22 protein-coding genes are annotated in these 23883 nt (G+C 70.6%); 12 read left to right on the forward strand and 10 right to left on the reverse strand.

What is annotated here, in order from left to right:
• Positions 1-17 precede the first annotated feature (17 nt).
• The 6 genes from HD557_RS05030 to HD557_RS05055 all read right to left on the reverse strand — a co-directional run bounded on the left by HD557_RS05030 (position 18) and on the right by HD557_RS05055 (position 5926).
• The gene (locus tag HD557_RS05030) at positions 18-491 is read right to left on the reverse strand and encodes a MarR family winged helix-turn-helix transcriptional regulator (protein WP_231380182.1); all 474 of its coding nucleotides are present in this window, start codon (positions 489-491) and stop codon (positions 18-20) included.
• A gap of 96 nt (positions 492-587) precedes the next feature.
• Positions 588-1343 (reverse strand): class I SAM-dependent methyltransferase, encoded by a 756-nt coding sequence (locus HD557_RS05035; protein ID WP_196873113.1) that lies wholly within the window; start codon positions 1341-1343, stop codon positions 588-590.
• 51 nt (positions 1344-1394) lie between these two features.
• Positions 1395-2852: an NADP-dependent phosphogluconate dehydrogenase gene (gene gndA / locus HD557_RS05040; RefSeq protein WP_196873114.1), complete on the reverse strand. Its 1458-nt coding sequence runs from the start codon at positions 2850-2852 to the stop codon at positions 1395-1397.
• A gap of 43 nt (positions 2853-2895) precedes the next feature.
• Entirely contained in the window at positions 2896-3936 is a 1041-nt protein-coding gene (locus HD557_RS05045; protein ID WP_196873115.1) for an AurF N-oxygenase family protein, read from the reverse strand.
• Positions 3937-4021: 85 nt separating this feature from the next.
• Positions 4022-4687: a DUF2470 domain-containing protein gene (locus HD557_RS05050; RefSeq protein WP_008361992.1), complete on the reverse strand. Its 666-nt coding sequence runs from the start codon at positions 4685-4687 to the stop codon at positions 4022-4024.
• Positions 4688-4750: 63 nt separating this feature from the next.
• Positions 4751-5926 (reverse strand): 4-hydroxybenzoate 3-monooxygenase, encoded by a 1176-nt coding sequence (locus HD557_RS05055; RefSeq protein WP_196873116.1) that lies wholly within the window; start codon positions 5924-5926, stop codon positions 4751-4753.
• 180 nt (positions 5927-6106) lie between these two features.
• Here HD557_RS05055 and HD557_RS05060 point away from each other — a divergent pair, with 180 nt between their 5' ends.
• Positions 6107-7960: an AMP-dependent synthetase/ligase gene (locus HD557_RS05060; RefSeq protein WP_196873117.1), complete on the forward strand. Its 1854-nt coding sequence runs from the start codon at positions 6107-6109 to the stop codon at positions 7958-7960.
• Here the strand turns inward: HD557_RS05060 and HD557_RS05065 are convergent.
• Positions 7942-8880 (reverse strand): aldo/keto reductase, encoded by a 939-nt coding sequence (locus tag HD557_RS05065; RefSeq protein WP_196873118.1) that lies wholly within the window; start codon positions 8878-8880, stop codon positions 7942-7944. The genes HD557_RS05060 and HD557_RS05065 overlap by 19 nt on opposite strands.
• A gap of 99 nt (positions 8881-8979) precedes the next feature.
• On the opposite strand from HD557_RS05065, the gene HD557_RS05070 reads away from it, so the two are divergent.
• The 3 genes from HD557_RS05070 to HD557_RS05080 all read left to right on the forward strand — a co-directional run bounded on the left by HD557_RS05070 (position 8980) and on the right by HD557_RS05080 (position 11561).
• Positions 8980-9660 carry a response regulator transcription factor gene (locus HD557_RS05070; RefSeq protein ID WP_196873119.1) on the forward strand — a complete coding sequence of 227 codons (681 nt, stop codon included), beginning with the start codon at positions 8980-8982 and terminating at the stop codon, positions 9658-9660.
• Between the two features lie 105 nt (positions 9661-9765).
• The gene (locus HD557_RS05075) at positions 9766-10638 is read left to right on the forward strand and encodes an RNase H family protein (RefSeq protein ID WP_008361999.1); all 873 of its coding nucleotides are present in this window, start codon (positions 9766-9768) and stop codon (positions 10636-10638) included.
• Between the two features lie 11 nt (positions 10639-10649).
• Positions 10650-11561 carry an amidohydrolase family protein gene (locus tag HD557_RS05080; protein ID WP_196873120.1) on the forward strand — a complete coding sequence of 304 codons (912 nt, stop codon included), beginning with the start codon at positions 10650-10652 and terminating at the stop codon, positions 11559-11561.
• Here HD557_RS05080 and HD557_RS05085 read toward each other — a convergent pair.
• A complete protein-coding gene (locus HD557_RS05085) occupies positions 11558-12673 on the reverse strand; it encodes an MGDG synthase family glycosyltransferase (protein WP_231380183.1) in 1116 nt (371 codons plus the stop codon). The genes HD557_RS05080 and HD557_RS05085 overlap by 4 nt on opposite strands.
• Positions 12674-12787: 114 nt before the next feature.
• Here HD557_RS05085 and HD557_RS05090 point away from each other — a divergent pair, with 114 nt between their 5' ends.
• Positions 12788-15001 carry an Eco57I restriction-modification methylase domain-containing protein gene (locus HD557_RS05090; RefSeq protein WP_196873122.1) on the forward strand — a complete coding sequence of 738 codons (2214 nt, stop codon included), beginning with the start codon at positions 12788-12790 and terminating at the stop codon, positions 14999-15001.
• 55 nt (positions 15002-15056) lie between these two features.
• On the opposite strand, the gene HD557_RS05095 is transcribed toward HD557_RS05090, so the two are convergent.
• A complete protein-coding gene (locus HD557_RS05095) occupies positions 15057-15905 on the reverse strand; it encodes an acyl-CoA thioesterase domain-containing protein (protein WP_196873123.1) in 849 nt (282 codons plus the stop codon).
• Positions 15906-16039: 134 nt separating this feature from the next.
• Here HD557_RS05095 and HD557_RS05100 point away from each other — a divergent pair, with 134 nt between their 5' ends.
• From HD557_RS05100 to HD557_RS05130, 7 genes are all read left to right on the forward strand, one after another.
• Complete coding sequence (locus HD557_RS05100) at positions 16040-17422, forward strand: NAD-dependent succinate-semialdehyde dehydrogenase (RefSeq protein WP_008362010.1); 1383 nt, start codon at positions 16040-16042, stop codon at positions 17420-17422.
• Positions 17423-17475: 53 nt separating this feature from the next.
• Entirely contained in the window at positions 17476-18234 is a 759-nt protein-coding gene (locus HD557_RS05105; RefSeq protein WP_196873124.1) for an alpha/beta hydrolase family protein, read from the forward strand.
• Between the two features lie 83 nt (positions 18235-18317).
• Positions 18318-19007 (forward strand): EcsC family protein, encoded by a 690-nt coding sequence (locus HD557_RS05110; RefSeq protein ID WP_196873125.1) that lies wholly within the window; start codon positions 18318-18320, stop codon positions 19005-19007.
• A gap of 281 nt (positions 19008-19288) precedes the next feature.
• Positions 19289-21496 (forward strand): DEAD/DEAH box helicase, encoded by a 2208-nt coding sequence (locus HD557_RS05115; protein ID WP_008362013.1) that lies wholly within the window; start codon positions 19289-19291, stop codon positions 21494-21496.
• Between the two features lie 84 nt (positions 21497-21580).
• Entirely contained in the window at positions 21581-21721 is a 141-nt protein-coding gene (locus HD557_RS05120) for a hypothetical protein (RefSeq protein WP_196873127.1), read from the forward strand.
• A 106-nt stretch (positions 21722-21827) separates the two neighbouring features.
• Positions 21828-22196, forward strand: coding sequence for a thioredoxin (gene trxA, locus HD557_RS05125; RefSeq protein WP_196873128.1), 369 nt, complete (start codon positions 21828-21830; stop codon positions 22194-22196).
• Positions 22197-22239: 43 nt separating this feature from the next.
• Positions 22240-22539 (forward strand): chorismate mutase, encoded by a 300-nt coding sequence (locus HD557_RS05130; RefSeq protein WP_196873129.1) that lies wholly within the window; start codon positions 22240-22242, stop codon positions 22537-22539.
• Between the two features lie 38 nt (positions 22540-22577).
• Here HD557_RS05130 and HD557_RS05135 read toward each other — a convergent pair whose 3' ends face one another.
• Positions 22578-23828 (reverse strand): FAD-binding protein, encoded by a 1251-nt coding sequence (locus tag HD557_RS05135; protein WP_196873130.1) that lies wholly within the window; start codon positions 23826-23828, stop codon positions 22578-22580.
• Positions 23829-23883 lie beyond the last annotated feature (55 nt).

Below are 23883 nucleotides of genomic sequence, written 5' to 3' on the forward strand. Positions count from 1 at the left end.
TTCCCTTCTTCGAGAGCTCAGCGGGGGTGAGCAGAGCGTTGGTTGCGTACGTGGGTGAGGGGGTGTGCCGGGCAGGCGAGGCTGTCGTGCAGCTTGGCCATGAGCCGGATCAGCTCGTGGACGTCGTCGTCGCTCCAGTCGCAGAGCCGCTCGGCGAGGAGCTCGGTGATCTGGTCGGCGAAGCCGCTGAGCAGGTCGTGCCCGGAGTCGGTGAGTCGCAGCAGACGCGAGCGCCCGTCGGCCGGGTTGGGGGAGCGTTCGAGCCAGCCCTGGTCGGCGAGGTACGACACGTGGCGGCTGGTCACCGAGATGTCGATGGCGAGCAGATCGGTGAGCTCGCTGATCGTCATCTCGCCGTGCCGGCTCAGCAGGCCCAGCACGCCCGCCGAGCCGGCCGGCAGGTCGGGCGGGAGGTTGCGGGCGAGGCTCTTCTTGACGGCCCCGACCTCGCTGAGCCGATGCATCAGGTCGCGGTAGGTCGCCTGTTCCATCATCGCCCCTCTGATTGGTTGACTTTTACAACCTTATGGAGGATAGGGGAACGATGCAAATTGCCACGCCGGACGAGGGCGTGGTCGAACGAGCGATCAGGCGACGATGCCGCGGGCAGCCCAGGCCGTCGCGGTCACCGTGATCGGGCCGTTCCCGAGCCGGCGCCGGGCGACCTCCTCGAGCGCCGTACGGCCGGCGTCGTCGAGGGACGCCACGTAGTCACCCGCCGGGCCGACGCCGAACGTGTAGGGGTCCCACCAGTCCTCGAAGGTCGGGTGGGTGACGCGGATGACCAGGCCGCTGGGCTCGACCCTGCGGAGGCCGAGCTTCTTGAACAGCTTCTCGAGGTCCCCCAGGCGCGACCCCGCGAGGAAGGCCTCGTCCTCGGCGTCCGGGTCGATCTCGTGCACGCACGCCCAGAACGGCGCGACGGCACCGGTGTCGCCGTCCCACACGCAAGCCGCGACCGTGCCGCCGGGGCGGGTGACCCGGATCATCTCCTTGATCCCCGCTTCCGGGTCGGTCATGAAGTGCACGACCAGCTGCGCCAGCGAGGCGTCGAACCAGTTGTCGGCGAAGGGGAGCGCCTCGGCCACGCCGGTGTGCACGTCCACCCTGGCCAGCTGCCGTGCGACCGCCTCGATGAAGGGCGGCGAGGGGTCGACGGCGGCGACCAGGTGCGCCTCGGTGAGCGTCACCAGGTGGCGGGTGAGCGTGCCCGGGCCGCAGCCGACGTCGAGCACGCGCTGCCCCATGCTGATCCGGGCGAAGTCGGCGAAGTGAGGGGCGAGGGGTTCGGCGTAGCGCCCCATGAAGCGGGCATACCTCTCGGCGGCGACATCGAAGCCCATGCTTCAGGCTAGGACCGCCGCTCGCTACGCCGACAGACCCAAGTTCGGTATCTAGTGCGTCGAGGGTGTCGTCGCGATCTCCGAGCGGTCGTCAGACCACAACGTGTGGAAGGTGCCGTCCTTGTCGATGCGCTTGTAGGTGTGCGCACCGAAGAAGTCCCGCTGGCCCTGGATGAGCGCCGCCGGAAGCCGGTCGGCGGCGAGCGAGTCGAAGTAGGCCAGCGCCGAGGAGAACCCCGGGGCCGGTACGCCGGAGGCGGCCGCGATCCCGACGACGCGACGCCACGCCTCCTCGCCGGAGGCGACCGCGTCGGCGAAGTAGGGGTCGACCAGCAGCGTCTCGAGGTCGGGCTTGGTGGCGTAGGCGTCCACGATCCGGTTGAGGAACCGCGCCCGGATGATGCAGCCGGCCCGCCAGATCTTGGCGAGCGCACCGAGGTCGATGTCCCAGCCGTACTCCTTCGCGCCGGCCACGATCAGGTCGAACCCCTGCGCGTAGGCGACCACCTTCGAGGCGTAGAGAGCCGCGCGTACGTCGTCGACGAACGTGTCGGGGACCTCGGGCGGCTTCGGACGGTTGGTGACGGTGGCCCGCATCGCGCCGCGCTGCGCCGGCTTGGAGGAGACCGCCCGGGCGAAGACCGCCTCGCCGATCCCGGAGACCGGGATGCCGAGGCCGAGCGCGTTCTGCACGGTCCACACGCCGGTGCCCTTCGAGCCGGCCTCGTCGAGGATGACGTCCACGAGCGGCGACCCGGTCTCGGCGTCGGTCTGGGCAAGCACCTCGGCGGTGATCTCGATCAGGTAGGACTCCAGGTCGCCGGTGTTCCAGTCCTTGAAGACGTCGACCAGCTGCTCCACCGAGAGCCCGCCCACCCGCCGGAGGAGGTCGTAGGCCTCGGCGATCAGCTGCATGTCGGCGTACTCGATGCCGTTGTGGACCATCTTCACGAAGTGGCCGGCGCCGTCGGTGCCGACGTGGGTCACGCAGGGCTCGCCCTCCGCGACCGCCGCGATCGACTTCAGGATCGGGCCGAGCGTCTCCCAGGCCTCGGCCGAGCCGCCGGGCATGATCGAGGGGCCGTTGAGCGCACCCTCTTCGCCGCCGGAGATGCCGGTGCCGACGAAGTTGAGGCCCCGCTCGCGCAGCTCACGCTCGCGCCGGATGGTGTCGTTGAAGTTGGCGTTGCCGCCGTCGACGATGATGTCGCCGGGCTCGAACCGCTCGGCCAGCTGCTCGATCACCGCGTCGGTGCCCTTGCCGGCCTGGACCATGATGATCGCCGTGCGCGGCTTGGACAGCGTCGCCACGAAGTCGTCGATCGTCTCGGAGGCGAGGAATCCGGCCTCGGGATGATCGGTGACGAGCTCCTCGGTGCGGGCGTAGGTGCGGTTGTAGACCGCCACCGTGTTGCCCTCGCGGGAGGCGAGGTTGCGGGCCAGGTTGGACCCCATCACGGCCAGGCCCACCACGCCGATGTTCGCGCGGCCATTGTCGTTGTTCGGCATCGTGCTCCTCGGTTGAGTCGGTGATGCCATTCAACTCCGCTCGTCAAGCAGCGACGCCGGGAGGCTCGGCGCGGAACCGCGCCGGCCGGCCGTCGACCCCGAGCACCCGCCAGGACCACCGGGTCAGCGGCGTACGCAGCCCGAGGTTGTCGAAGAGCATCCGGACGTCGGCGAAGAGGTGGCGGCGGAACGCGGCGGCCTCGGGACCGGTGCCCCAGACCTCGCGTACCACCGAGTCGGGAAGGCCCATGAGCTCCCGGTCGGCGCGGGACGGGATGATGATCGCGTCCGAGCCCAGCCGCATCGCGAGCGGCGTGAGGATGCCGAGGGCGAGACGCGAGACCGGGTTGAGCGACGGCGCGTGCTCCTCGAGCCAGGCGTGCGCGAAGCCGATGTGGCGCGCCTCCTCGGCGATGTGGATCGCCATGATCCGGTCCAGGAGCGGGTGGGTGCCGCCGCCGCGCATGGCCTCCTTCTGCACGTGGTCGATCGGCTCCTCGCCGGCCAGGATGATCGCGAAGAAGAGGGCCGGGTAGAGCGCGCCGAGGTGTCCCACGAGCGGGATGGACCGCATCAGCCAGCCCGGTGCGCCCGCGACGTCGGGGCAGACCCGGTTGGTGAACTCCTGGAACATCTGGATGTGGTGCGTCTCCTCGGTGAGCTCGTGCATGAAGTAGCGGAACTCGGGGTCGCCGTTGTCGACGCCCATGAGGAACTGGGTGCCGCCGAGGAGGAGCAGCTGCTCGAACTGGGAGCCGGTCTTGACCATGGCGGTGAGCCGGTGCCGGCCGACCTCGATCTGCCGTGCCTTGGGCAGCGACTGGTACCACGGGTGGGCGCCGAGCAGGTCGAGCGTGGGCAGGATCCAGCGCTCGTCGTCCTCGTCGACGGCCATCTCCGGGGCGTCCCAGTCGACGTCCTTGAACGCGTTGAAGTACTTCTCGACCGATGCCTCCGACAACGTACGCAGCGTCTGGTCGTACTCCCGGCGAGGCTGCGGCCTGGTCGGCGTGATCATCCGGACCGGGGTGCCGGCGACGGCACCCACGTAGCCACCGATCGAGCGAAGTGTCTGCACAACCATCCGAGCCTCCTTGCACGACGTTGATACGTCACCAAGGTACATGGGATTTGTGTACCGGGAAACAGGTTCGGCGTGTGTGTCCCGCTCAGCAGATCTCGGCGGCGAGGGCCTTCCGGACCCCGGCGACGAGGTCCTCCGGTGTCCGGGCGGGCCGGTCGAAGGTGGTGCGCGCGCTGTGCGCGCCCCGCTCGTCGACCCACTGGAACTCGAAGCCGTCGGCGCAGAGGCCGGTGATCTGGGCGGCCAGGATGGTGTCGACGGGGATGTAGGAGCGGGTCGCCACCGCCTCGCGGAGCTCGTTGCCATGGTGGTTGTTGAGGTGGTCCTGGTTGCGGTGGAGCACGCCGTCGTTGAGGTCGAGGTCGCGGTCGGTGAAGGCGTCGAGCGGGATCGGGACCGCCTCGCCGGTGGGACGGACCAGCATCACGTTGGCGACGTCCATGACGATCTCCTCCCACTCCGTCTCGCAGCACGTGCAGGCATCCGTACGCAGCCACCGCAGCGTGCCGGTGAGCCGGACCGCCTCGCGGTCGCCCAGCGCGCCCTGGAGGACCAGCACGACATGGCTGCCCCGGCGGCCGGCGTACGCCATCCGCTGCTCGGGCGGGCACAGGAAGGTCGGCCGCCCGCCGTCGTCGGCGAACCCCTGCATCTCGAGCTCCTCCATCGAGTAGGGGATGCCGTCGATCACCACGCTGCCCCCGCGGGGGCAGGACAGGATGCTGCGGGCAATGCGGGGAGTCGACTCCATGACACCTCCATGTTTAGGTAAGGCTTACCTAAACATGAATCGGGTGGCGGGACAAGTGACCCTTCAGAATCCGATCGGCAGCCCGGCGTAGTTCTCCGCGAGCCCGGCGGCGGCGTGCTCGCTGGAGGTCACCCAGCGCAGCTGGGAGAGCTGGAGCTGGGTGTCGAACGGGTCCTCGGCGGTGTGCAGCATCGTGGTCATCAACCAGGAGAAGTGGGTGCAGCGCCAGACGCGCCGCAGCGCGGTCTCGGAGTAGTCGTCAGCCAGCCGCGGGTCGCCCTTGAGCAGCGCGGTGAGCGCGGGTGCGAGCAGCGCGACGTCGGCGATCGCGAGGTTGAGGCCCTTGGCGCCGGTCGGCGGGACGATGTGGGCGGCGTCGCCGGCCAGGAAGAGTCGCCCGTGGCGCATCGGCGTGGAGACGTGCGAGCGCATCGGCAGGACGCTGCGGTCGGTGATTCGGCCCGACTGCAGCGTCCAGCCGTTCTGGCCATGGCCGAGCCGGGTGGCGAGCGCGTCCCAGATCTGGTCGTCGGACCAGGTCGCCGGGTCGGTCCCGTTGGGCACCTGGAGGTAGAACCGGGAGACGTTCTCCGAGCGCATCGAGTGCAGCGCGAAGCCGTCGGGGTGCCAGGCGTAGATCAGCTCGTCGGTCGAGGGCGCGACGTCGGCGAGGATGCCGAACCAGCTGTACGGGTAGGTGCGGTCCCAGCTCTCCCGGGCGGGGATCGCGGCGCGGCTGGGGCCGAAGGAGCCGTCGCAGCCGACGATCACGTCAGCCCGGATCCGCCGGGCGACCCCGTCGGCGTCGGTGAAGGTGACCGACGGCCGGTCGGACTCGATGTCGTGCAGCGCGGTGTCGCTGACCTCGTAGTGGACCACCTGCCCGGCGGCGCGCCGGGCCTCGATCAGGTCCTTCTGCACCTCGGTCTGGCCGTAGACGTAGACCGCCCGGTCGACCAGGTCGACGAAGTCGAGGTGGTGTCGCTCCTCGGGCCACTGCAGGTAGATCCCGCGGTGCTTGTCGGCGTCGCGGGCCAGCCGGTCGCCGAGCCCGACCTCGGTGAGCAGGTCGACGCTCGACTGCTCCAGGATGCCGGCGCGGATCCGGGCGGCGACGTACTCCTCTGACCGGGTCTCGACCACGACCGAGTCAACCCCGTCGGCGGCGAGGAGATGGCTCAACAGCATCCCTGCGGGGCCGGCGCCGACGATCACAACCTGCGTACGTTCATCTGCCATGGGGTGAGTGAACTCCTGTCCGGGTGGCCGTCGCCACAGCCGCTTTCCGTTGAGTGGAAAAGTTCCGATGGCATGGATTCTCAAATGGTGCGGACGGGCTCTTGTGTCCGCGCCGGTGCGTCCCTACGGTCGAGGCAACTCAATTGTGACCCGAGTCACAACCTATGAAGGAGCGACCTGATGCCCGACGTTCTCGCCGACCGCGCCGCCCTCGAGTCCCAGATCGGCGACCAGACCATGGTCGACGTGCTTGCGAAGGTGGTCGCCGAGCGCGGCACCGAGCCGGCCTTCTCCGACCGGCACACCGCCGACGGCACCGGCTGGCGCACCCTGACCTGGGCCGAGCTGCACCAGCGGGCCCGCGAGCTGGCCGCCGCGTACGTCAAGGCCGGCCTCCAGCCGGGGGAGTCGGTCGCGATCATGGCCGCCAACCGCATCGAGCACATCGTCGCCGACCTGGCCGCGGTGCTCGCGGGTGGTGTGCCGATCAGCATCTACAACACCCTCGCGCCCGACCAGGTGGGCTACGTCGCCGAGCACGCGGACCCGCGGATCGTGGTGCTGGAGACCGACGACCACGTCGCCCGCTGGGCGCTCGGGCTGAAGCGTGAGGAGATCCTGCGCGTCGTCACCATCGACACCGCGGTGCCCGACGACACGCGGGCGGTCTCGTGGGACGACTTCGTCGCCTCGGGGGCGGAGGCGCTCGCCGAGGTCGGCGAGGAGCTGGACGCGCGCAGCGCGGCGGTGACCCCGGAGGACACGGTCACGATGCTCTACACCTCGGGCACCACCGGGCAGCCCAAGGGCGTGGTGCTCACCCACCGCAACATCGTCTTCGAGACCACCAGCTCGCTGTCGACCTCGGGGATCGAGGAGCCGGGCATCCTGGTCTCCTACCTGCCGTTCGCGCACATCGCCGAGCGGGTGCTCAGCCTCTACATCCCGCAGTTCAACGGTGGTCACGTCTACCTGATCCAGGACCCCTCGCTGCTGCTCGCCACGCTCCAGGAGGTGCACCCGACCAGCTTCTTCGGGGTGCCGCGGGTGTGGGAGAAGATCCGCACCGGCGTCACCGCCCTGCTCGCCGCCGAGACCGACGACGCCAAGCGGGAGGCCGTGGAGAAGGCGATGGCGGTCGGCCTCGCCTACGTCGAGTCGCAGCAGACCGGGCAGACCACCTCGCCCGAGCTGCAGGCTCAGTTCGAGCAGGCGGACGCCGCGGTCCTCTCGACCATGCGTGCCCTGCTCGGGCTCGACAAGGTCGAGTGGGCGGCGAGCGCGGCCGCGCCGATGCCGCTCGAGGTCGCGAAGTTCTTCGCCGGGCTGGGGATCAAGGTCTACGACGTCTACGGGATGACCGAGACCACCGGCGCCGCGACCGCCAACGGGCCGGACGGATTCCGGCTCGGCACGGTCGGCCGGCCCCATCCCGGGATCGAGGTGCGGATCGCAGAGGACGGCGAGATCCTGTTCCGCGGTCCGATCACGACCCCTGGCTACGTACGCCGGCCGGAGGCGACCGCCGCGCTCCTCGACGCCGACGGGTGGCTGCACACCGGCGACATCGGCTCCCTCGACGAGGACGGCTTCCTCAGCGTCGTCGACCGCAAGAAGGAGATGATCATCAACTCGGCGGGCAAGAACATCGCGCCGTCCAACATCGAGAACCTCCTCAAGGAGAGCCCGCTGGTCGGCCACGCGATGGTGGTCGGCGACGGCCGTTCGTACGTCGTCGCCGTGCTCACCCTCGACGGCGAGATCGCCCCGGTGGTCGCGCAGAAGCTCGGCGTCGAGGCCGGCTCGCTCGCCGAGCTGGCTCAGCACCCAGTCATCCGGGGTGCGGTGGGCCAGGCGGTCGAGGCGGCCAACGCCCGGCTGTCGCGTCCCGAGCAGGTCAAGGCCTTCGAGCTGCTCGGCGAGGAGTGGACCGCCGAGTCCGAGGAGCTGACGCCGACCCTGAAGCTCAAGCGCCGGGTGGTGAGCAAGAAGTACGCCGACATCATCGACGGGCTCTACGCCGCCGGGGAGTGAGAGGGGTCGCCGGCCAGGCTCAGCCTGGCGACCTCCTCGTCGGTGAGCCGGAGGGCGCCGGCGGCGATGTTCTCCTCGAGATGGTCGGGGTCGGCGGTGCCGGGGATGGTGAGCACGTGCGGGCCCTGGTGGAGCGTCCAGGCGAGGCGTACCTGCGAGGGGGTCGCGGCATGCGCCTCGGCGATGGCCTCGACGATGTCGCGACCGGTCTCGTCGGGGGAGGTTCCGGGGACCGCGCCGGGGACGGCGGCGCCGATGGAGTTGAAGGGTACGAACGCGACCCCGTGCTCGCCGCACAGCCGCAGCAGGGCATCGTCCTCGCGGCGGGTGGTGAGGCCGTACTGGTTCTGCACGCAGGCAACCGGTCCGATCGCGAGCGCCTCGGTGAGCTGCTCGGGTCCGATGTTGGAGAGGCCGACGTGCTCGACCAGGCCTGCCTCGCGCAGGTCGAGCAGCGCGCCGAAGTGGTCGGCGATCGACCCGGTGCCGCGCTCGAGCCCGACTCCCCAGCGCAGGTTCACCACGTCGAGGTGGTCGAGGCCGAGCTGGCGGATGTTCTCCTCGACCTGGTCGCGCAGCCGCTCGGGCCGGGGCTCGGACTCCCAGGCGCCGTCGCGGCCGCGCGGGGTCGGGCCGACCTTGGTCGCGATGACCAGGTCGTCGGCGTACGGCTGGAGGGCGGTCGCGATCAGCTCGTTGGCCGAGCGCGTCGGGGTGAAGTAGATCGCCGCGGTGTCGATGTGGTTCACGCCGAGCTCGACGGCGCGGCGGAGCACCGTGATCGCGTTCTCGCGATCGGGGGCGACCGGGGTGGACAGGTTGCCGATCAGGCGCATCGCGCCGAAGCCGATCCGGTTGATCCGCTTGTCGCCGAGCTGCCAGGTGCCGGCGGCGCCGGCGGTGAGGTTGTTCGTCGTCATGCTCTCCAGCGTCGCGGCCCGTCGCTGCGTACTCACGTCCTTGGCAGGTTGTTGCCGATCGCCGCCCGCCCCTTGGTGGGCCGGGGGAGAATCGACGCCATGACCAACACGGTGGGGACGATCCGCACGGGTGGGACCGTCGCCGTCGTACGGGGCGAGGAGGAGCTCGTGCGACGCACCTCGCACCTGTTCGCGGCTGCCACCGACATCGCCTGCGCCGCGATCGACCTGCGCACCTGGTCGGCCGCACGGACCGAGGCCGGCATCCGGGCCGCGCTGTGCGGTCGCAACGGCGGCGGGGTGCGGCTGCGGAAGGTCTACCAGCCCAACGTCCTGCTCGACCCGGTCTCCGCCGCCCATCTGCGCGAGATCCGCGACATCCGCGGCGCCCAGATCCGGATCACTCCCGACGAGATCAACGAGACCATCCTGATCGACCGCCGCATCGCGATCCTCGCCGGTGACCGGCGGCTGGGCGAGCGCAGCTTCAGCATCGTCACCCAGTCCGAGGTGGTCCAGGGCGTCACCTCCCTCTTCGACGCCGCCTGGCGCTCGGCGACCTCGGTGGACGCCTACGACGCCCGGATCGCCGAGCTGCGCGACATCGCGCCGCAGGTGCTCGACCTGCTCGGCCGCGGCGTGAAGGACGAGGCCGCGGCGCGCACTCTGGGGCTCGGCGTACGCACCTATCGGCGCCGTGTCGCCGAGCTCATGGAGGCGCTCGGGGCCTCGTCCCGGTTCCAGGCGGGCGTACGTGCCCGGGAGCTCGGGCTCGTCTGATCCGTTCCGGTCAGCGGTGTCCGGATCCTGACGCTGCTGTCTCGTTCTCAGGATCCGCCCGGTAACGTCGAGAGCGACTTGTTCGGGCGGGTCAGGAGGTCTGGTATGCGTTGCTTCATCGTCGTCAAGGAGCGCAGCGACGCCGAGAGCTGGGACTGGGTTCTGGCCGGTCCGGGGCTGCACGCGGCGGGATCGCTGGGTGCCCGCGGGACCGAGGACGCGATCATCGCGGCGGTCGGGGCTGCGTACGACTCTCTCGTGCGGATCGCGCCGGTGCAGATCGTGGTCGCGCTGCCGTCCAACTCCCGGTTTTGGATGCTGACCGACGAGATCGCGGACGCCTATCCGGGGGTCACCGTGGTGCCTTTCGTCGAGGACGACGCGGACATCCGGGCGGAGGCGGTGGAGGCCCTGGCGGTCTACCGGACGGGGCCGCTGCCGCCGCTGGTGGTGGCGACCGACGGTTCGGCCCATCGCGGGTTCATCGGTTGGGGGTGGCTCGCGGGCGACGGCCAGCACGGCTTCGGCCGGCAGGTGCCCAACGCCCGGATCCGGGACCCGCAGTCGCTGGTGGTGCTGGCCGAGCTGCAGGCGATCGCGGAGGCGGTGCGGGCGCTGCCGCGGCGCACGCTGACCATCCGGACCGACTCGCGGGTGGCGCTCGCGCTGATCGAGGACTGGCTGCGGGGCGAGGAGTCGATGCCGAAGGGCTACGAGACCGAGCACCGCGCCGAGCTCGCCGGCCTGACCCGGATGCACGACGACCTGTGTCGCGAGTCCGAGCGGCTCTCGTTCGAGTGGGTACGCGGCCATGTCGGTGAGGCGCTCAACGAGGGCGCCGACTCGCTGGCGAAGCTGGCTCGGCGCTTCGCCGAGGGCACCTGGGGGCTGACCGCCGACGAGATCCCGGGCAGAGCGCGGGCGATCGCGGAGACCTTCGCCGCACCGATGGCCTCGGGCACCGCGTCCGCCGGGTAGGTTCGCCTGTCGTGAAGCCTCCGACGGTCACCATCGCCCCGGACGAGCCGGCGCAGATCCGCGCGCGGCTCGATGCGCTGGGGCTGGACGGCATCTTCGACGTACACACCCACTTCCTGCCGCAGCGGATGCTCGACAAGGTGTGGGGCTACTTCGACTCGGCCGGGCCGCTGACCGGCCGGCCGTGGCCGATCGCCTATCGGCACTCCGAGGAGGAGCGGCTCCGGGTGCTGCGCGCCCTCGACGTACGTCGCTTCTCGGCGCTCACCTATCCGCACAAGCCCGGGATGGCGGCGTGGCTGAACGAGTGGGGCGCGGAGTTCGCGGCGGACAAGCCCGACTGCCTGCAGTCGGCGACGTTCTACCCGGAGCCGGGTGCCGGCGACTACGTGCGGGAGGCGGTCGAGGCGGGTGCGCGGATCTTCAAGGCGCACGTCCAGGTCGGCGACTACGACCCCAACTCGCCGCTGCTGGACCCGGTCTGGGAGGTGCTGTCGGAGTCGCGTACGCCGCTGGTGATCCACTCCGGTCACGGGCCCGCTCCGGGGCGGTTCACCGGGCCGGCCGGGATGGAGGCGCTGCTCGGGCGCTATCCCGATCTGGTGGTGATCGTCGCCCACATGGGGCTGCCGGACTACGCGCGGTTCCTCGACCTGGTGGAGAAGTACGACGGGGTGCACCTGGACACGACGATGGCGTTCACCGCGTTCACCGAGGCTTCGACGCCGTTCCCGGCCGAGGAGTTGCCGCGGCTGAAGGCGCTGGGGGAGCGGGTGCTCTTCGGGAGCGACTTCCCGAACATCCCCTACCCCTACCTGGAGGCGGTCGACGGGGTGCTCGGCCTCGGGCTCGGGGACGAATGGGCGCGCGGGGTGCTCCACCAGAACGCCGCGCGACTCTTCGGACCGCCCTCGGGCAGCTAGGCGACAGCGGTCTCGTCGTAGCTGTCGGTGAGGATCTGGACGATGTCGGGAACCCCGAGCGCGAGCCGGTTGAACCGGGGCGACTCGGCGGCGACGACCAGGTGCTTGGCGAGCTCGATCTCGTCGCGGGCCCACGGGATCAGCCCGGCGCGGTCCAGGTTGGCCGAGTTGGCGGCGCCGTGGCCGGAGATCGAGCGGTAGGTGATCACCGGCGTGCCCGAGGCCAGGGCCTCGAGCGAGGTGAAGCCGCCGGCGTTCTGGACGACGCAGTCGCTGGTCGCCATCAGGGCGCGTACGTCGGTGCGCCAGCCGAGCGCCACCACGCCGGGGATCCGCTCCAGGCGGCGCTTGAGACAGGGGTCGGTCGCGCAGAGCACGATCGGGGTCATGTCGCTGTGCTCGAGGATGTCGCGGGCAGTCTGCTCGAGCGCACCGGCGCCCAGCGAACCGCCGGTGACCAGCGCCCGCGGACCCTTCAGGTCGAGGTCCGCCAGGGGGTCGGGGAAGACCTGCCCCGGGACGTACTCCGCACCCGGCGGGACGAGCGGCTGGACCACCGCCGCGTTGCCGCCGAGCATGCGCGCCTCGCGGGCGGCGACGTCGTGGATGGCGAGGTTGAGGTCGATGCCGGGGTTGATCCACAGCGCCGGGACCGCGGCGTCGGTCAGGTAGGTGACGGCAGGGACGGTGAGCTGTCCGGTGGAGCGCAGGTGTCCGATGACCTGGGAGCAGAACGGGTGCGTGGAGATGACCAGGTCCGCGCCGTGCATGGCCTCGGTGATCTTGCGGGTGGAGAGGCGGAGGAACCGGTTGAACGGCTTGTGGAGCGGGCGTCCCGGCATCACGAGGCTCATCGTGGTGCCCCAGGAGTCGGGGCTGACCTGGAGCTGCATCTTGTAGCCGACCTTCAGGCTGTGCCCGAGCCGCCAGGGCATCAGGTCGACGAAGTCGAAGATCTCGACGTCGCATCCGGCCTCTCCGAGTGCTCGTGAGATCTCCCGGGAGGCCGAGTTGTGGCCGGCGCCGTAGCTCGCCGAGATGATCGCCACGCGAGGTGTCGCGCCTGGCCGGAGTGGGAGGAGGGGCCTGAGCCGCTCCGAGTCGATGGACATGCGCCGGATTCTGTACGCACGGTGTGACGTTGTGGTGAACGGGGGCACCCCGACGCGTCACTCTTCACCATCGGTTCGCCTCCCCGAACCTGCGGGCGTTCTAAGGTTCATCCTGTGATCACGGCCCGAGGACTGCGCACCCGTGCGCGGTCGGCCGTGGCCGAGCTGGGCGGCGGCCCCTCGGCGGTGGTCGCGGTGATGCGCCGGGTCGTGGCGGCGTTCGCGGAGGAGCGGGGCATGGTGCTCACCGACTCCGCGCTCGACGAAGCGGGGCTGCTCGTGCCTGCCGCGGACCATCCGCTGCCGGATCATCTGCTGTCGAACTATCTGTTCCCGGACGGGATGGGAGCGGACGACCTGGTCCTGGAGGAGATCGGCTACGTCTACGAGGCGCTGCTCGAGGACTCCTCCCGGCGCGACAACGGCGCCCACTACACCCCGCCCGAGCTCGCCGACGAGGTCGTCGCGCACACCCTGGCGCCGATCGCCGCCCCGGACGCGACGGTGGTCGACATCGCCGCCGGGACCGGTGTCTTCCTCCTCGCCTCCGCCCGCTACCTCGCGACGTCGTGCCGGCTGCCGATGGCCGAGGTCGTCGGCAGATGTCTCTACGGCGCCGACATCGACCCGGTCGCGGTCGACCTCGCGAAGCTGTCGCTCTGGCTGCTCTGCGAGGACCCCTCGCTCCCGCTGACCTTCCTCGACGACCGGATCCTGTGCGGCAACTCGCTGGTCGGGCTGGTCGACGCCGAGGATCTGCCTGCCGGCCTCGGCGACCCGAAGGCCTACGCCGATGCGATGGTCGCGGTCGCGCTGCCGCTGGGCGGCCGGCCGGGGAAGCGGCTCGAGGAGGCGTACGCAGCGCTGGGCCGCGCCCGGCGTCTTCCCGTTCCCGCGGTCCGGCCGATCCACTGGGCGCTGGTCGCCCCCGAGGTGATGGCGCGCGGCGGCTTCGACGCGGTGGTCGGCAACCCGCCCTACCTCGGTGTGAAGCGGGTGCGCGACGCGATCGGCCAGCAGCTGCGCGACTATCTCGCGCACACGCTCGCCGCCGGCACGACGAGGCGGGCCGACTACGTCATCTACTTCCTGCTCCGCGCCGCCGCCCTCAGCCGAGGCGAGATCGGGCTGATCACGACCGACTCGATCAGCGAGGGCGACACCGCACGGTTCGGGCTCGGCGCGCTCCTCGACCGCGGCTGGCAGGTCGCCCGGGCGGAGCGGTCGGCCCCGTGGCCGACGGCAGGGGTGCGGTTCGCGAAGATCTGGCTCACCACCCGGCCGCTCGACAGCGCGTGGCTCGACGGCCGCGAGGTCCCCGCGATCACCGGGACGCTCGAGGACGGCTTCTCGCTCCCGGAGCCGGCGCGGCTGGACCTCGACGTCCCGCTGCCCCACGGCTACCAGGGCACGATCGTGCTCGGGCGCTCGCTCGTGCTGACCCCGTCCGACGCGCAGAAGCTCGGTGCCGGGCCCCTCGGTCACACGGTGCGGCCCTATCTGAGCGGCGAGGACCTGGTCACTCCGTGCGGCTCGACCGCCTCCCGCTTCGTGCTCGACCTCGGCAAGCTGGGGCTCGAGGAGCTCGCCGAGGACCGCGCGCTCGCACGCCTGGTGCGGTCCAAGGTGCGGGCCGAGCGCCGCCGCCAGTTCGTGAAGTACCCCCAGCTGAAGGAGCGCTGGTGGGGCTTCCTCAGCCCGGTCGACGAGCTCTACCGCGACGCCGCCGGGCTGTCGCACGTCATCGCGTTCAGCAAGCACAGCAAGCACCTGTGGCCGGTGCTGGTCGGTGCCGACCATGTCTTCTCCAACGGTCTGGTCGTCTACCCGACGCAGGATGCGGCTGCGTACGCGTTCCTGGCCTCGGACCTCCACCGCGTCTGGGCGATGCGCGCGGGCGGCACCATGCTCAACACCGCCTACCGCTACAACCCCTCGCGCCTGCGCGCCACCTACCCGTTCCCTGCGGATCTCGCGCCGCTCGGTCCGGCCGGGGAAGCGCTCCTGGCGGCCCTGGACCGGGTCGGTGGCGAGCGTCGGCTCGGGATCACCGGCGTACTCAACCTCGTCGGCGACCCCGGCGCCCGGGATCCCGCCACCGCCGCCCTCCGGCAGGCCATCGCCGACGTCAACCACGCCACCGCCCGCCTCCACGGCATCGACGAGTCCCTGGCCACCCCCGACTTCACGCCCTCCGGCTTCGGCCTGACCCCTACCCGACAACGGGCTCTCATGGCGGCCCTGATCGACCAGAACCTCGCGCTCGCCGAGAAGGCACAAGCGTCGGCCGAGGCGTCAGGTACGTCGGTCGAGACGTCACCCCGGTGACGTCTCGGCCGACGCGAGTGACGCCTCGGCCGACCGGGCCGACGCCTCGGCAGGCCTAGACCGGCGTCGCCGGACCACCTTCGACGGGAGCGGTGAAGTCGACGGTGCGCTTGGCGTTGGCGAGGGCGGTGACGGTGGCGGTGCCGATGGTGCCCTCGCGGTCGAAGACCTCGGCGGTGCCGACGGAGATGCCCTCGTGGGCGACGTGGTCGATGGTGGCGAGGCCGACCTCCATGCCGGCGGGGCGGCGGGCGAGGGCGAGGGAGATGTCGGTGTTGATCCACTCGACGCCGTTGCTGCCCCAGTTGGTGACCATCGAGGTGGCGTCGGCGATGGAGGCCACGGTCTGGAACGGGGTCATCGGCTCGCCGGCGACGGTCGGGACCGCGACCTGCCAGGTGACGTGGCGCCCGGCGTTCTGGTGCTTGCCGAAGTCGTCGGACCAGGGGTTGTCGGAGACGAAGAAGGGTACGTGCGGCTCGGAGGTCGGCGGCGCCACCTCGAGCGGCGGGGGAGTGGCGCGATCGGTCGCCGACCAGACCTCGCCGGCCGGGTTCTCGCCGGTGAGCAGATAGGTGCAGGTCGCCCGGGCCACCACCTGTTCCGAGCCGTCGCCGGACGACTGGACCATCTCGGCGTCGAGCAACGCGATGCGGGGGCCGTTGCGTACGACGCTCGTGCGGATCCTCGTCGGCACCATCCGCGGCGGCCGGAACAGGTCGACGTGGTAGCGCGACGGCACCAGCTCGGCGGCCCGGCCGAGGACCTCGATCTGGTCCTCGAGGCCGCGGGCGATCAGGCCGCTGGCGGCCACTCCGTGCATGTGGTCGTCGGCCCACATGCTGCGAGCCATCGGCGTAGGCTCGAAGCCGTCATCGGTGCGCCGGAAGAATGCAAGATCCATGAGCACATTCTAGAACGTGTCCTAACTTCGGATTCAGTTGCGAAAACCGGTAAATAGTAACGGTTCCGTCATTACAAGTGGCCTAAAACCACGTATCATCGCACTCAAAGCAGCCCCGATCGAAGAGGACGACGATGAGCACCACGCCTCCCTACCAGGTGACCGACCCCGCCACGGGTGAAGTGATCGAGACCTTCCCGTTCGCCACCGACGCCGAGGTGGAGGAGGCGCTGGCGCGGTCCCAGAAGGCGTACGAAGCCTGGCGCGCGACCCCGATCGAGGAGCGCTCCGCGATCGTGAAGCGCGCCGCGGACCTCTTCACCGAGCGCGCCGCGGAGCTCGGCTCGATCATCCGCACCGAGATGGGCAAGAAGACCTCCTCGGGCGCGGGCGAGGCGGAGTTCTCCGGCGAGATCACCGCCTACTACGCCGACCACGGCCCCGAGCTCCTCAAGGAGACCGACCTGCCCGGCCACGAGGGCAAGGCCGTCATCCAGCGCCTCCCGCTCGGCCCGGTCCTCGGCGTGATGCCGTGGAACTACCCCTACTACCAGGTCGCCCGCTTCGCCGCGCCCAACCTGGTCGCCGGCAACACCGTGATCCTCAAGCACGCCGAGAACTGCCCGCGCTCCTCGGCCGCGATCGCGAAGATCTTCGAGGACGCCGGCCTTCCCGAGGGCGTCTACCAGAACCTCTACGCCACCCACGAGCAGATCGCCACGATGATCGCCGACCCGCGGGTCCGCGCGGTCTCCCTGACCGGCTCCGAGCGCGCCGGCACGGCGGTCGCCGAGGCCGCCGGCCGCAACCTGAAGAAGGTCGTCCTCGAGCTCGGCGGCTCCGACCCCTACATCATCCTCGACTCCGACGACATCGACGAGGCCGCCGAGACCGCCTGGGCGACCCGGATGGAGAACGTCGGCCAGGTCTGCAACGGCAACAAGCGGATGATCGTGAACGAGGGCGTCTACGACGACTTCGTCGCGGCCCTCACCAAGCGCGCCGCCGCGATGAAGCCGCTCGAGGGGGAGGACGGCGACGACACCGTCTACTCCCCGCTGGTGGCCCGCAAGGCGGCCGAGGCGCTGCGCGCGCAGATCCAGGACGCGGTCGACAAGGGCGCCACGCTCCACGCCGGCGGCGAGATCTCCGACGGCCCCGACGCGTTCTTCGCACCCGCCGTCCTCACCGACGTCACCCCCGAGATGCGCGCCTACACCGAGGAGCTCTTCGGCCCGGTCGCCGTGGTCTACAAGGTGAGCACGGACGAGGAGGCCGTCGAGCTGGCCAACGCGGTCGAGTACGGCCTCGGCGGTGCCGTCTTCTCCACCGACGAGGCTCGCGCGATCGCCGTCGCCCAGCAGCTCGACGTCGGCATGGCCAACGTCAACACCCCGGCCGGCGAGGGCGCCGACGTCCCCTTCGGCGGCACCAAGCGCTCCGGCTTCGGCCGCGAGCTCGGCCCGCTCGGGATCGACGAGTTCCTCAACAAGCGCCTGTTCTACGTCGAGCGCTGAGCTGGGCTGAGCACACCTGAGCGGTCGCGCCGGACTCTGCGAGAATCCTGTGCGTGGCTGAGAAGGTGACCTTCAAGAGTACGTCCGGACCCATGCTGGCCGGTCTCATCGACCTGCCCGAGGGTGAGGTGCGTGGCTGGGGAGTGTTCAGCCACGGCTTCACCCTCGGGAAGGACTCTCCGGCCGCCGCGCGGATCTGCAAGCAGCTGGCCGCCGAGGGCATCGGGATGCTGCGCTTCGACAACCTCGGGCTCGGTGACTCCGAGGGAGACTGGGGCGACGGCTCCTTCACCCACAAGGTCGCCGACACCGTCGAGGCCACCCGCTTCATGGCCGAGCGCGGCACCCCGTCCGAGCTCCTCGTCGGCCACTCCTTCGGCGGTGCGGCGGTCCTGGCCGCGGCCAGCGAGGCGGTCGGGGTCGACGCCGTCGCCACCGTCGGCGCCCCGTTCCAGCCGGCCCACGTCGAGCACAACTACGACGCCGTGCTCTCCCGGGTCATGGAGGACGGCGAGGCGCCGTGGATGGCCGGCGGCAAGTCGCTGACCCTGCGCAAGGCCTTCGTCCATGACGTACGCCGCGCCGACCTGCGCCACAAGATCATGCAGCTCAAGAAGCCGCTCCTGGTCATGCACAGCCCCACCGACACCACGGTCGGCATCGAGAACGCCTCCGACATCTTCAACACCGCCCGCCACCCGCGCTCCTTCGTGGCGCTCGAGGGCTCCGACCACCTCCTCACGAAGCGCGGCCAGGCCCAGCGCGCCGCGCGGATCATCTCGGCGTGGGCGGACCAGTATCTGAACGACTGAGTCGTAGCGCCGGACCGGGTCCGGCCTCGGATAGGTTCGGCTCATCAGGCGGCGACACCGTCGTCGAACGACGCGGAGGGCAGATGAGCAAGAAGCCGAAGTTCCCGGTCAAGGAGCTGATCAAGGCAGGTCCGGCGGCGCCGCAGGTGCTGGTCGGGCACCTGGTGGCCACGCAGGGTCCGGAGATCGCCAGGAAGGTCGCCGCGGACCGCGAGGAGCCCGGCTTCGACACCGAGGCGTACGTCGACGAGCTGATCAGGAAGCACCGCTGGCTCGCCCGCCTGCAGGGCGCCGGCGGTGGCGCGATGATCGCGGTCGCCGAGGTGCCGGCCGTCATCGGCGGTCCCGCGGCTGTCGTGGCCGCGGCCGGCACGGCGATCCTCGGGGACCTGGTCGCCCTGGCGTGGATCGAGCAGCGGCTGGTGATGCACATCGCCGCGGCGTACGGGCAGGATCTGGAGGACCCGGCCCGGATCGACGAGTTCCTCAGGCTCGCCGGCGTGGAGCTGCTCTTCGCCGGCGGCGGCAGTGCGGCCGGCACCGCGGGCAGCCGGTTCGGCGTCCGTGCCGCCTCCCGCTGGGCGGCCAACAAGACCGTCGAGGCGACCAAGGGGATGGCGCAGCTCGTCGGTGCCCGGGTGGCCCGGCGTGTCTTCCTGCGCGGCATCCCGGTGCTCAACATCCCGCTCGGCGTGGTGCTCTCGGACACCGCCACCAAGCGTCTCGGACGGCGCGCACGCGAGTTCTACCGGGCGCGTCCGCGGCCTGCCTGACACGCATGTTTGATCAATCGACAGAAAACACCGAACGAGACTTCCACTAACGGGTGTGGGTGGGGTTACACTCGCTGCAAGCGCCCGGCTCGTGGACGTTCGTCGTGGGGACCGAACGAGTCACTGCCCGGTCGATGAGGCGCCGATCGCGGGTATCCGCTGTTGTACGCGGTCGTCAGTCGTCAGCCATCGACCTGCGCGAGCCCTGGGAGGGCGACCGGCCGATGAGGGTCGGCATTTGGACATGCCACTCACCCGTGCGTGGCCCAAGGAGGATTCAGTTGGCTCAGGGAGCCGCTACCCGGCGCAACAACCGGTCCGGCCGTTCACGTAGCAACGGCAACGCCGGCAAGTCCGGGCAGAACGGTCGCCGCAAGGGCGTCCACAAGGACAACGAGGGCATCATCCCGGTGCTCGCTCAGGTCGTCCGCGAGGTCGAGTCGGCGGTTCAGCGCCGCTCGGCGATGCCCGACGTACGGACCAAGTTCCAGGTCGTCGCGCTGCTCGCCCGAGACGAGCGCCACCGCGTGCTCGAGGACGAGACCCTCAACGAGGGCCGTCGCGCCGAGCAGCTCAAGCGTCTGGACGGGATCGCCACGATCCTGGCCAAGACCGCGACCATGGACTCGCGTCTGTTCGAGCTCCTCGCCGAGGACGCCGAGATCTCCGAGGCCGCCGTCGACCTCAAGCACGAGCTGATGGCCCGTGGTGGCGTCGACGTGCCCGAGGACGAGGAGGAGGACGAGGACGAGACCCCCGCCGTCGTCGTCCCCGACAAGCGCGTGGTCCCGACGAGCGTCATCCAGCGCCAGCTCTCCAACCCCTTCCTGGCGCCCGACTTCACCAACGCCCGCCCGCCGGTGCACGCCCGCCGGCTCTCCGGCTGGGAGCTCCTCGGGCCGCTGTTCCGCAGCTTCGAGTACGCCGACTCCGGGCCGTCCTGCATGCCGCTGCCCGACCCGCCCGCCTACGGCCCCGGCCACGTCGACGCGCCCGGCACCCGCGAGCTCATGCACCACCAGGCGCAGCTCGTCGCCTCGGCGGCCGAGGGACACCGCTCCTACCTGCTGGCCGACGAGCCCGGCCTCGGCAAGACCGCCCAGGCGCTGCTCGCCGCCGAGGCGGCCAACGCCTACCCGCTGCTGGTGGTCGTGCCCAACGTCGTCAAGGCCAACTGGGCCCGCGAGGTCAGCCTCTGGACGCCGTCCAAGAAGGCGACCGTCGTGCACGGCAACGGTGAGGACATCGACGGCTTCGCCGACATCATCGTGGTCAACTACGAGATCCTCGACCGCCACGTCGGCTGGCTCGGCGAGTTCGGCTTCAAGGGCATGGTCGTCGACGAGGCCCACTTCATCAAGAACAAGTCCTCCCAGCGTTCCCAGCACGTGCTGGCCCTCTCGGAGAAGATCCGGCAGCGTACGGCCAACCCGCTGCTGATGGCCCTGACCGGGACCCCGCTGATCAACGACATCGAGGACTTCCGGGCGATCTGGCAGTTCCTCGGCTGGATCGACGACGTCAAGCCGCTCAACGGGCTGCTCGAGGGGCTCGAGGAGACCGGGCTGACCCCGCAGGACAACAGCTTCTACGGCGCCGCTCGCCGTGTCGTCGTCAACCAGGGCATCGTGCGCCGCCGCAAGATCGACGTCGCCAGCGACATCCCGGCGCGGCGCGTGGCCGACCTCCCGGTCGAGCTCGACGACGCCGAGGGCCGCTCGATCCGGGCCGCCGAGGCCGAGCTGGCCAAGCGGATGATGCAGCGCTACGACACCGCGATCGAGACCCGGGTGACCGGCGCCAAGCCGGCTCCGGGCGAGCTCGACCTCGAGCTGATCCGTCGGGTCGCCACCTGGGAGCGCGAGGACCAGGACGCCTCCACCGGCGAGAACGTCTTCGGCATGATGCGCCGCATCGGCCGGGCGAAGGCGTCGCTGGCCGCCGACTACGCCGCCCAGCTGGCGCGCAACGTCGGCAAGGTCGTCTTCTTCGCCAAGCACATCGAGGTCATGGACACCGCGCAGAAGCTCTTCGAGGAGCGCGGCATCCGCTACTCCACGATCCGCGGCGACCAGACCTCGAAGGCGCGCGAGAAGGCCATCGACGAGTTCATGAACGACCCCGAGGTCGAGATCATCGTCTGCTCGCTGACCGCCGCCGGTGTCGGCGTCAACCTGCAGGCCGCCTCCAACCTGGTCCTGGCCGAGCTCTCCTGGACCGACGCCGAGCAGACCCAGGCGATCGACCGGGTCCACCGCATCGGCCAGACCGAGCCCGTCACGGCCTGGCGCATCATCGCGAGCCAGACCATCGACACCCGGATCGCCGAGCTGATCGACTCCAAGGCCGGACTCGCGGCTCGTGCCCTGGACGGCTCCGACGAGGAGGTCACCGACTCCGCCGACGTGCAGCTCGAGGCCCTGGTCTCGCTGCTCACCGACGCGCTGCGCAAGCGCGAGTCGGGCCGCCGGGGTCGTCGCGCCGCCTGACCCGGTCTCCGGGACTCGATCCGGGCCCCATCTCAGGGAGAATCCTGAGGTGGGGCCTGGGTGCTGCGGCGTACGCTTGCTCACATGTTCTGGATCATTCTCCTCCTCGTCGCGGCGGCCGTCGGTGGCTACGTTTTCCGGGTGCCGATCGTCGCCAAGCTGACCGGGCAGCCACGCAGCCGCATCGAGCGGCACATCGGGCCGAAGGCCAAGCGCCTTCCCTGATCCCGCGGGCAGGCGCCCCGGGAATCCTCAGCGACACCCGTGCGTTGAGGCGTACGTGTCCGCCGATCCGGCGCGCACACGAATTCAGACCGGAAGTGAGAGCCCCATGCCCACCGTCGAGCTCGGCGCAGAGAACTTCGAGAGCACCGTCACCGACAACGAGATCGTTCTCGTCGACTTCTGGGCGTCCTGGTGCGGCCCGTGCCGCCAGTTCAGCCCGATCTACGACGCCGCCTCCGAGGAGCACCCGGAGATCGTCTTCGGCAAGGTCGACACCGAGGCCGAGCAGGCGCTCGCCGGTGCCGCCAACATCACCTCGATCCCGACGCTGATGGCCTTCAAGAAGGGCAACCTCGTCTTCTCCCAGCCCGGTGCGCTGCCCGCGCCCGCGCTCAAGCAGGTCATCGACGCGGTCGTCGACCTCGACATCGACAAGGCGCTGGCCGAGCAGGCCTCGAAGGAGTCCGGCGAGTAAGACTCGTCGTGGCTCCGCGGCCGCCATCAGGTTTGATAGCGCTGTGACCGAACCCGATAGCGCCGCCCACGAAGAGCTCCTCCGTCTGCGCGGCAGCATCGACAACCTCGACGCCGCCCTCGTCCACCTTCTCGCCGAGCGCTTCAAGTGCACCGAGCAGGTGGGCCGGCTGAAGGCGCGCGCGGGGTTTCCTCCTGCCGACCCCAACCGCGAGGCGATCCAGATCGAGCGGCTCCGCCGCCTCTCCGACGACGCCGGCCTCGACCCGGAGTTCGCCGAGAAGATCCTCAACGTGATCATCGCCGAGGTGATCCGCAACCACCGGCAGTTCCTGGAGAGCTGACGCCACCGGACTACCCCGGAAGTCTCAGCCCAGGCAGGTCAGTCGAGCACCCGGGCCAGCCAGGCGTTCCAGAACCGGCGGTCCGGGTCGAAGCGGCGAACCAGGTCCTTGAAGTCGTCCCAGCGCGGGAAACCGGCGCCGGGCTCCGAGGTGGCGAAGAGCTTGCCCCAGTGGGGCCGCGTTCCGGCCGGGAGCCGCTGCTCCAGCTCGGGCAGGAGCTCGCCCACGCCGACCGGGTCGGCGTTCCAGGTGAAGTGCAGCGCCAGCACGTCGGTGCCGTAGGCGGGGGAGAGCCACAGGTCGTCGGCCGCGACCGCGCGGATCTCGCCGACCTGCAGCAGCGGCCGGACCCGGTCGGCGAGCGACCGGACGGCGTCGACGGCTTCCTGGGCGCGGTCGAGAGGCACCAGGTATTCGCTCTGCAGCTCCGCGCCGACGCTGGGCTGGAAGTCGAGCCGGAAGTGGGGCAGCCGCTCGTGCCACGGTCCCGGCACCCCGAGCTGCTCGGTGCACGGGGCCGGGTCGAGACCGGGGATGACATGGCGAGGCTGGGCCGCGAGGACCGTCCCGGGGATCTCCGGAGTCGTCGAGCGCGACTTCACCCAGACCCGGCCGACAGAGCCGTCCGGCTCGTCCTCCCAACGCGTGAAGATCGAGACCGAGTAGGCCGCCCCGAGGATCTCGGTGAGATGTTCTCGCAGGTCAACGTAGGTGAGGCCGTCGTGGACCGTCTGCCTGATCTGGTAGGTCGGCGAGGTCGCCAGCTCGAGATGAGTCACGACTCCCAGGGCGCCGATGCCCACCACGGCTCCCGCGAAGTCGGGGGACCCGGCCTCCACGCGCACCAGCTCGCCCCGGCCGTCGACGATCTCCAGCGCGGTCACGGACGTGGCCAGCGACCCGTTGCCGATCCCGGAGCCGTGGGTGCCCGTCGCGACCGCTCCGGCCACGGAGATGTGGGGGAGCGAGGCGAGGTTGGGCAGCGCCCGGCCGCGCTCCTCGAGCCAGGCGGCGAGCTCGCCGTAGCGCATCCCGCCGGGCACCCGGACGACCTCCCCGGCCAGGCTCGGCGAGGACTCCAGGGCGTCGAGCGAGACCAGCACTCCCGAGGTGTCCGCCAGATCGGTGAAGGAGTGCCGAGAGCCCAGCGCCCGCAGTCGTGGCTCGCGCAGCACGAGGTCGCGTACGTCCTCCACGGAACGTGGTCGCACGAGCGCGCGGGCGGTGTAGTCATAGCTGCGGGCCCACGTCGATCCGGGAGCTTCGCGGGCAGGGGTCTCGGTGCGCATGAATCGGATCGTAGCCGGGTGCGAGCTTCTGCGCGCCTCTTCAGAAAACGTTATC

The sequence above is a fragment of the Nocardioides luteus genome (assembly GCF_015752315.1).
Taxonomy (GTDB): Bacteria; Actinomycetota; Actinomycetes; order Propionibacteriales; family Nocardioidaceae; genus Nocardioides.

What these genes read in the sequence shown, in the direction of transcription:
- HD557_RS05030 (WP_231380182.1), bottom strand. Translation starts at nt 491, where the DNA reads ATGGAACAGGCGACCTACCGCGACCTGATGCATCGGCTCAGCGAGGTC.
- HD557_RS05035 (WP_196873113.1), bottom strand. Translation starts at nt 1,343, where the DNA reads ATGGGCTTCGATGTCGCCGCCGAGAGGTATGCCCGCTTCATGGGGCGC.
- HD557_RS05120 (WP_196873127.1), top strand. Translation starts at nt 21,581, where the DNA reads ATGTTCTGGATCATTCTCCTCCTCGTCGCGGCGGCCGTCGGTGGCTAC.
- trxA (WP_196873128.1), top strand. Translation starts at nt 21,828, where the DNA reads ATGCCCACCGTCGAGCTCGGCGCAGAGAACTTCGAGAGCACCGTCACC.
- HD557_RS05100 (WP_008362010.1), top strand. Translation starts at nt 16,040, where the DNA reads ATGAGCACCACGCCTCCCTACCAGGTGACCGACCCCGCCACGGGTGAA.
- HD557_RS05075 (WP_008361999.1), top strand. Translation starts at nt 9,766, where the DNA reads ATGCGTTGCTTCATCGTCGTCAAGGAGCGCAGCGACGCCGAGAGCTGG.
- HD557_RS05065 (WP_196873118.1), bottom strand. Translation starts at nt 8,880, where the DNA reads ATGACGACGAACAACCTCACCGCCGGCGCCGCCGGCACCTGGCAGCTC.
- HD557_RS05135 (WP_196873130.1), bottom strand. Translation starts at nt 23,828, where the DNA reads ATGCGCACCGAGACCCCTGCCCGCGAAGCTCCCGGATCGACGTGGGCC.
- HD557_RS05110 (WP_196873125.1), top strand. Translation starts at nt 18,318, where the DNA reads ATGAGCAAGAAGCCGAAGTTCCCGGTCAAGGAGCTGATCAAGGCAGGT.
- HD557_RS05050 (WP_008361992.1), bottom strand. Translation starts at nt 4,687, where the DNA reads ATGGAGTCGACTCCCCGCATTGCCCGCAGCATCCTGTCCTGCCCCCGC.
- HD557_RS05060 (WP_196873117.1), top strand. Translation starts at nt 6,107, where the DNA reads ATGCCCGACGTTCTCGCCGACCGCGCCGCCCTCGAGTCCCAGATCGGC.
- gndA (WP_196873114.1), bottom strand. Translation starts at nt 2,852, where the DNA reads ATGCCGAACAACGACAATGGCCGCGCGAACATCGGCGTGGTGGGCCTG.
- HD557_RS05095 (WP_196873123.1), bottom strand. Translation starts at nt 15,905, where the DNA reads ATGGATCTTGCATTCTTCCGGCGCACCGATGACGGCTTCGAGCCTACG.
- HD557_RS05070 (WP_196873119.1), top strand. Translation starts at nt 8,980, where the DNA reads ATGACCAACACGGTGGGGACGATCCGCACGGGTGGGACCGTCGCCGTC.
- HD557_RS05055 (WP_196873116.1), bottom strand. Translation starts at nt 5,926, where the DNA reads ATGGCAGATGAACGTACGCAGGTTGTGATCGTCGGCGCCGGCCCCGCA.
- HD557_RS05045 (WP_196873115.1), bottom strand. Translation starts at nt 3,936, where the DNA reads ATGGTTGTGCAGACACTTCGCTCGATCGGTGGCTACGTGGGTGCCGTC.
- HD557_RS05085 (WP_231380183.1), bottom strand. Translation starts at nt 12,673, where the DNA reads ATGTCCATCGACTCGGAGCGGCTCAGGCCCCTCCTCCCACTCCGGCCA.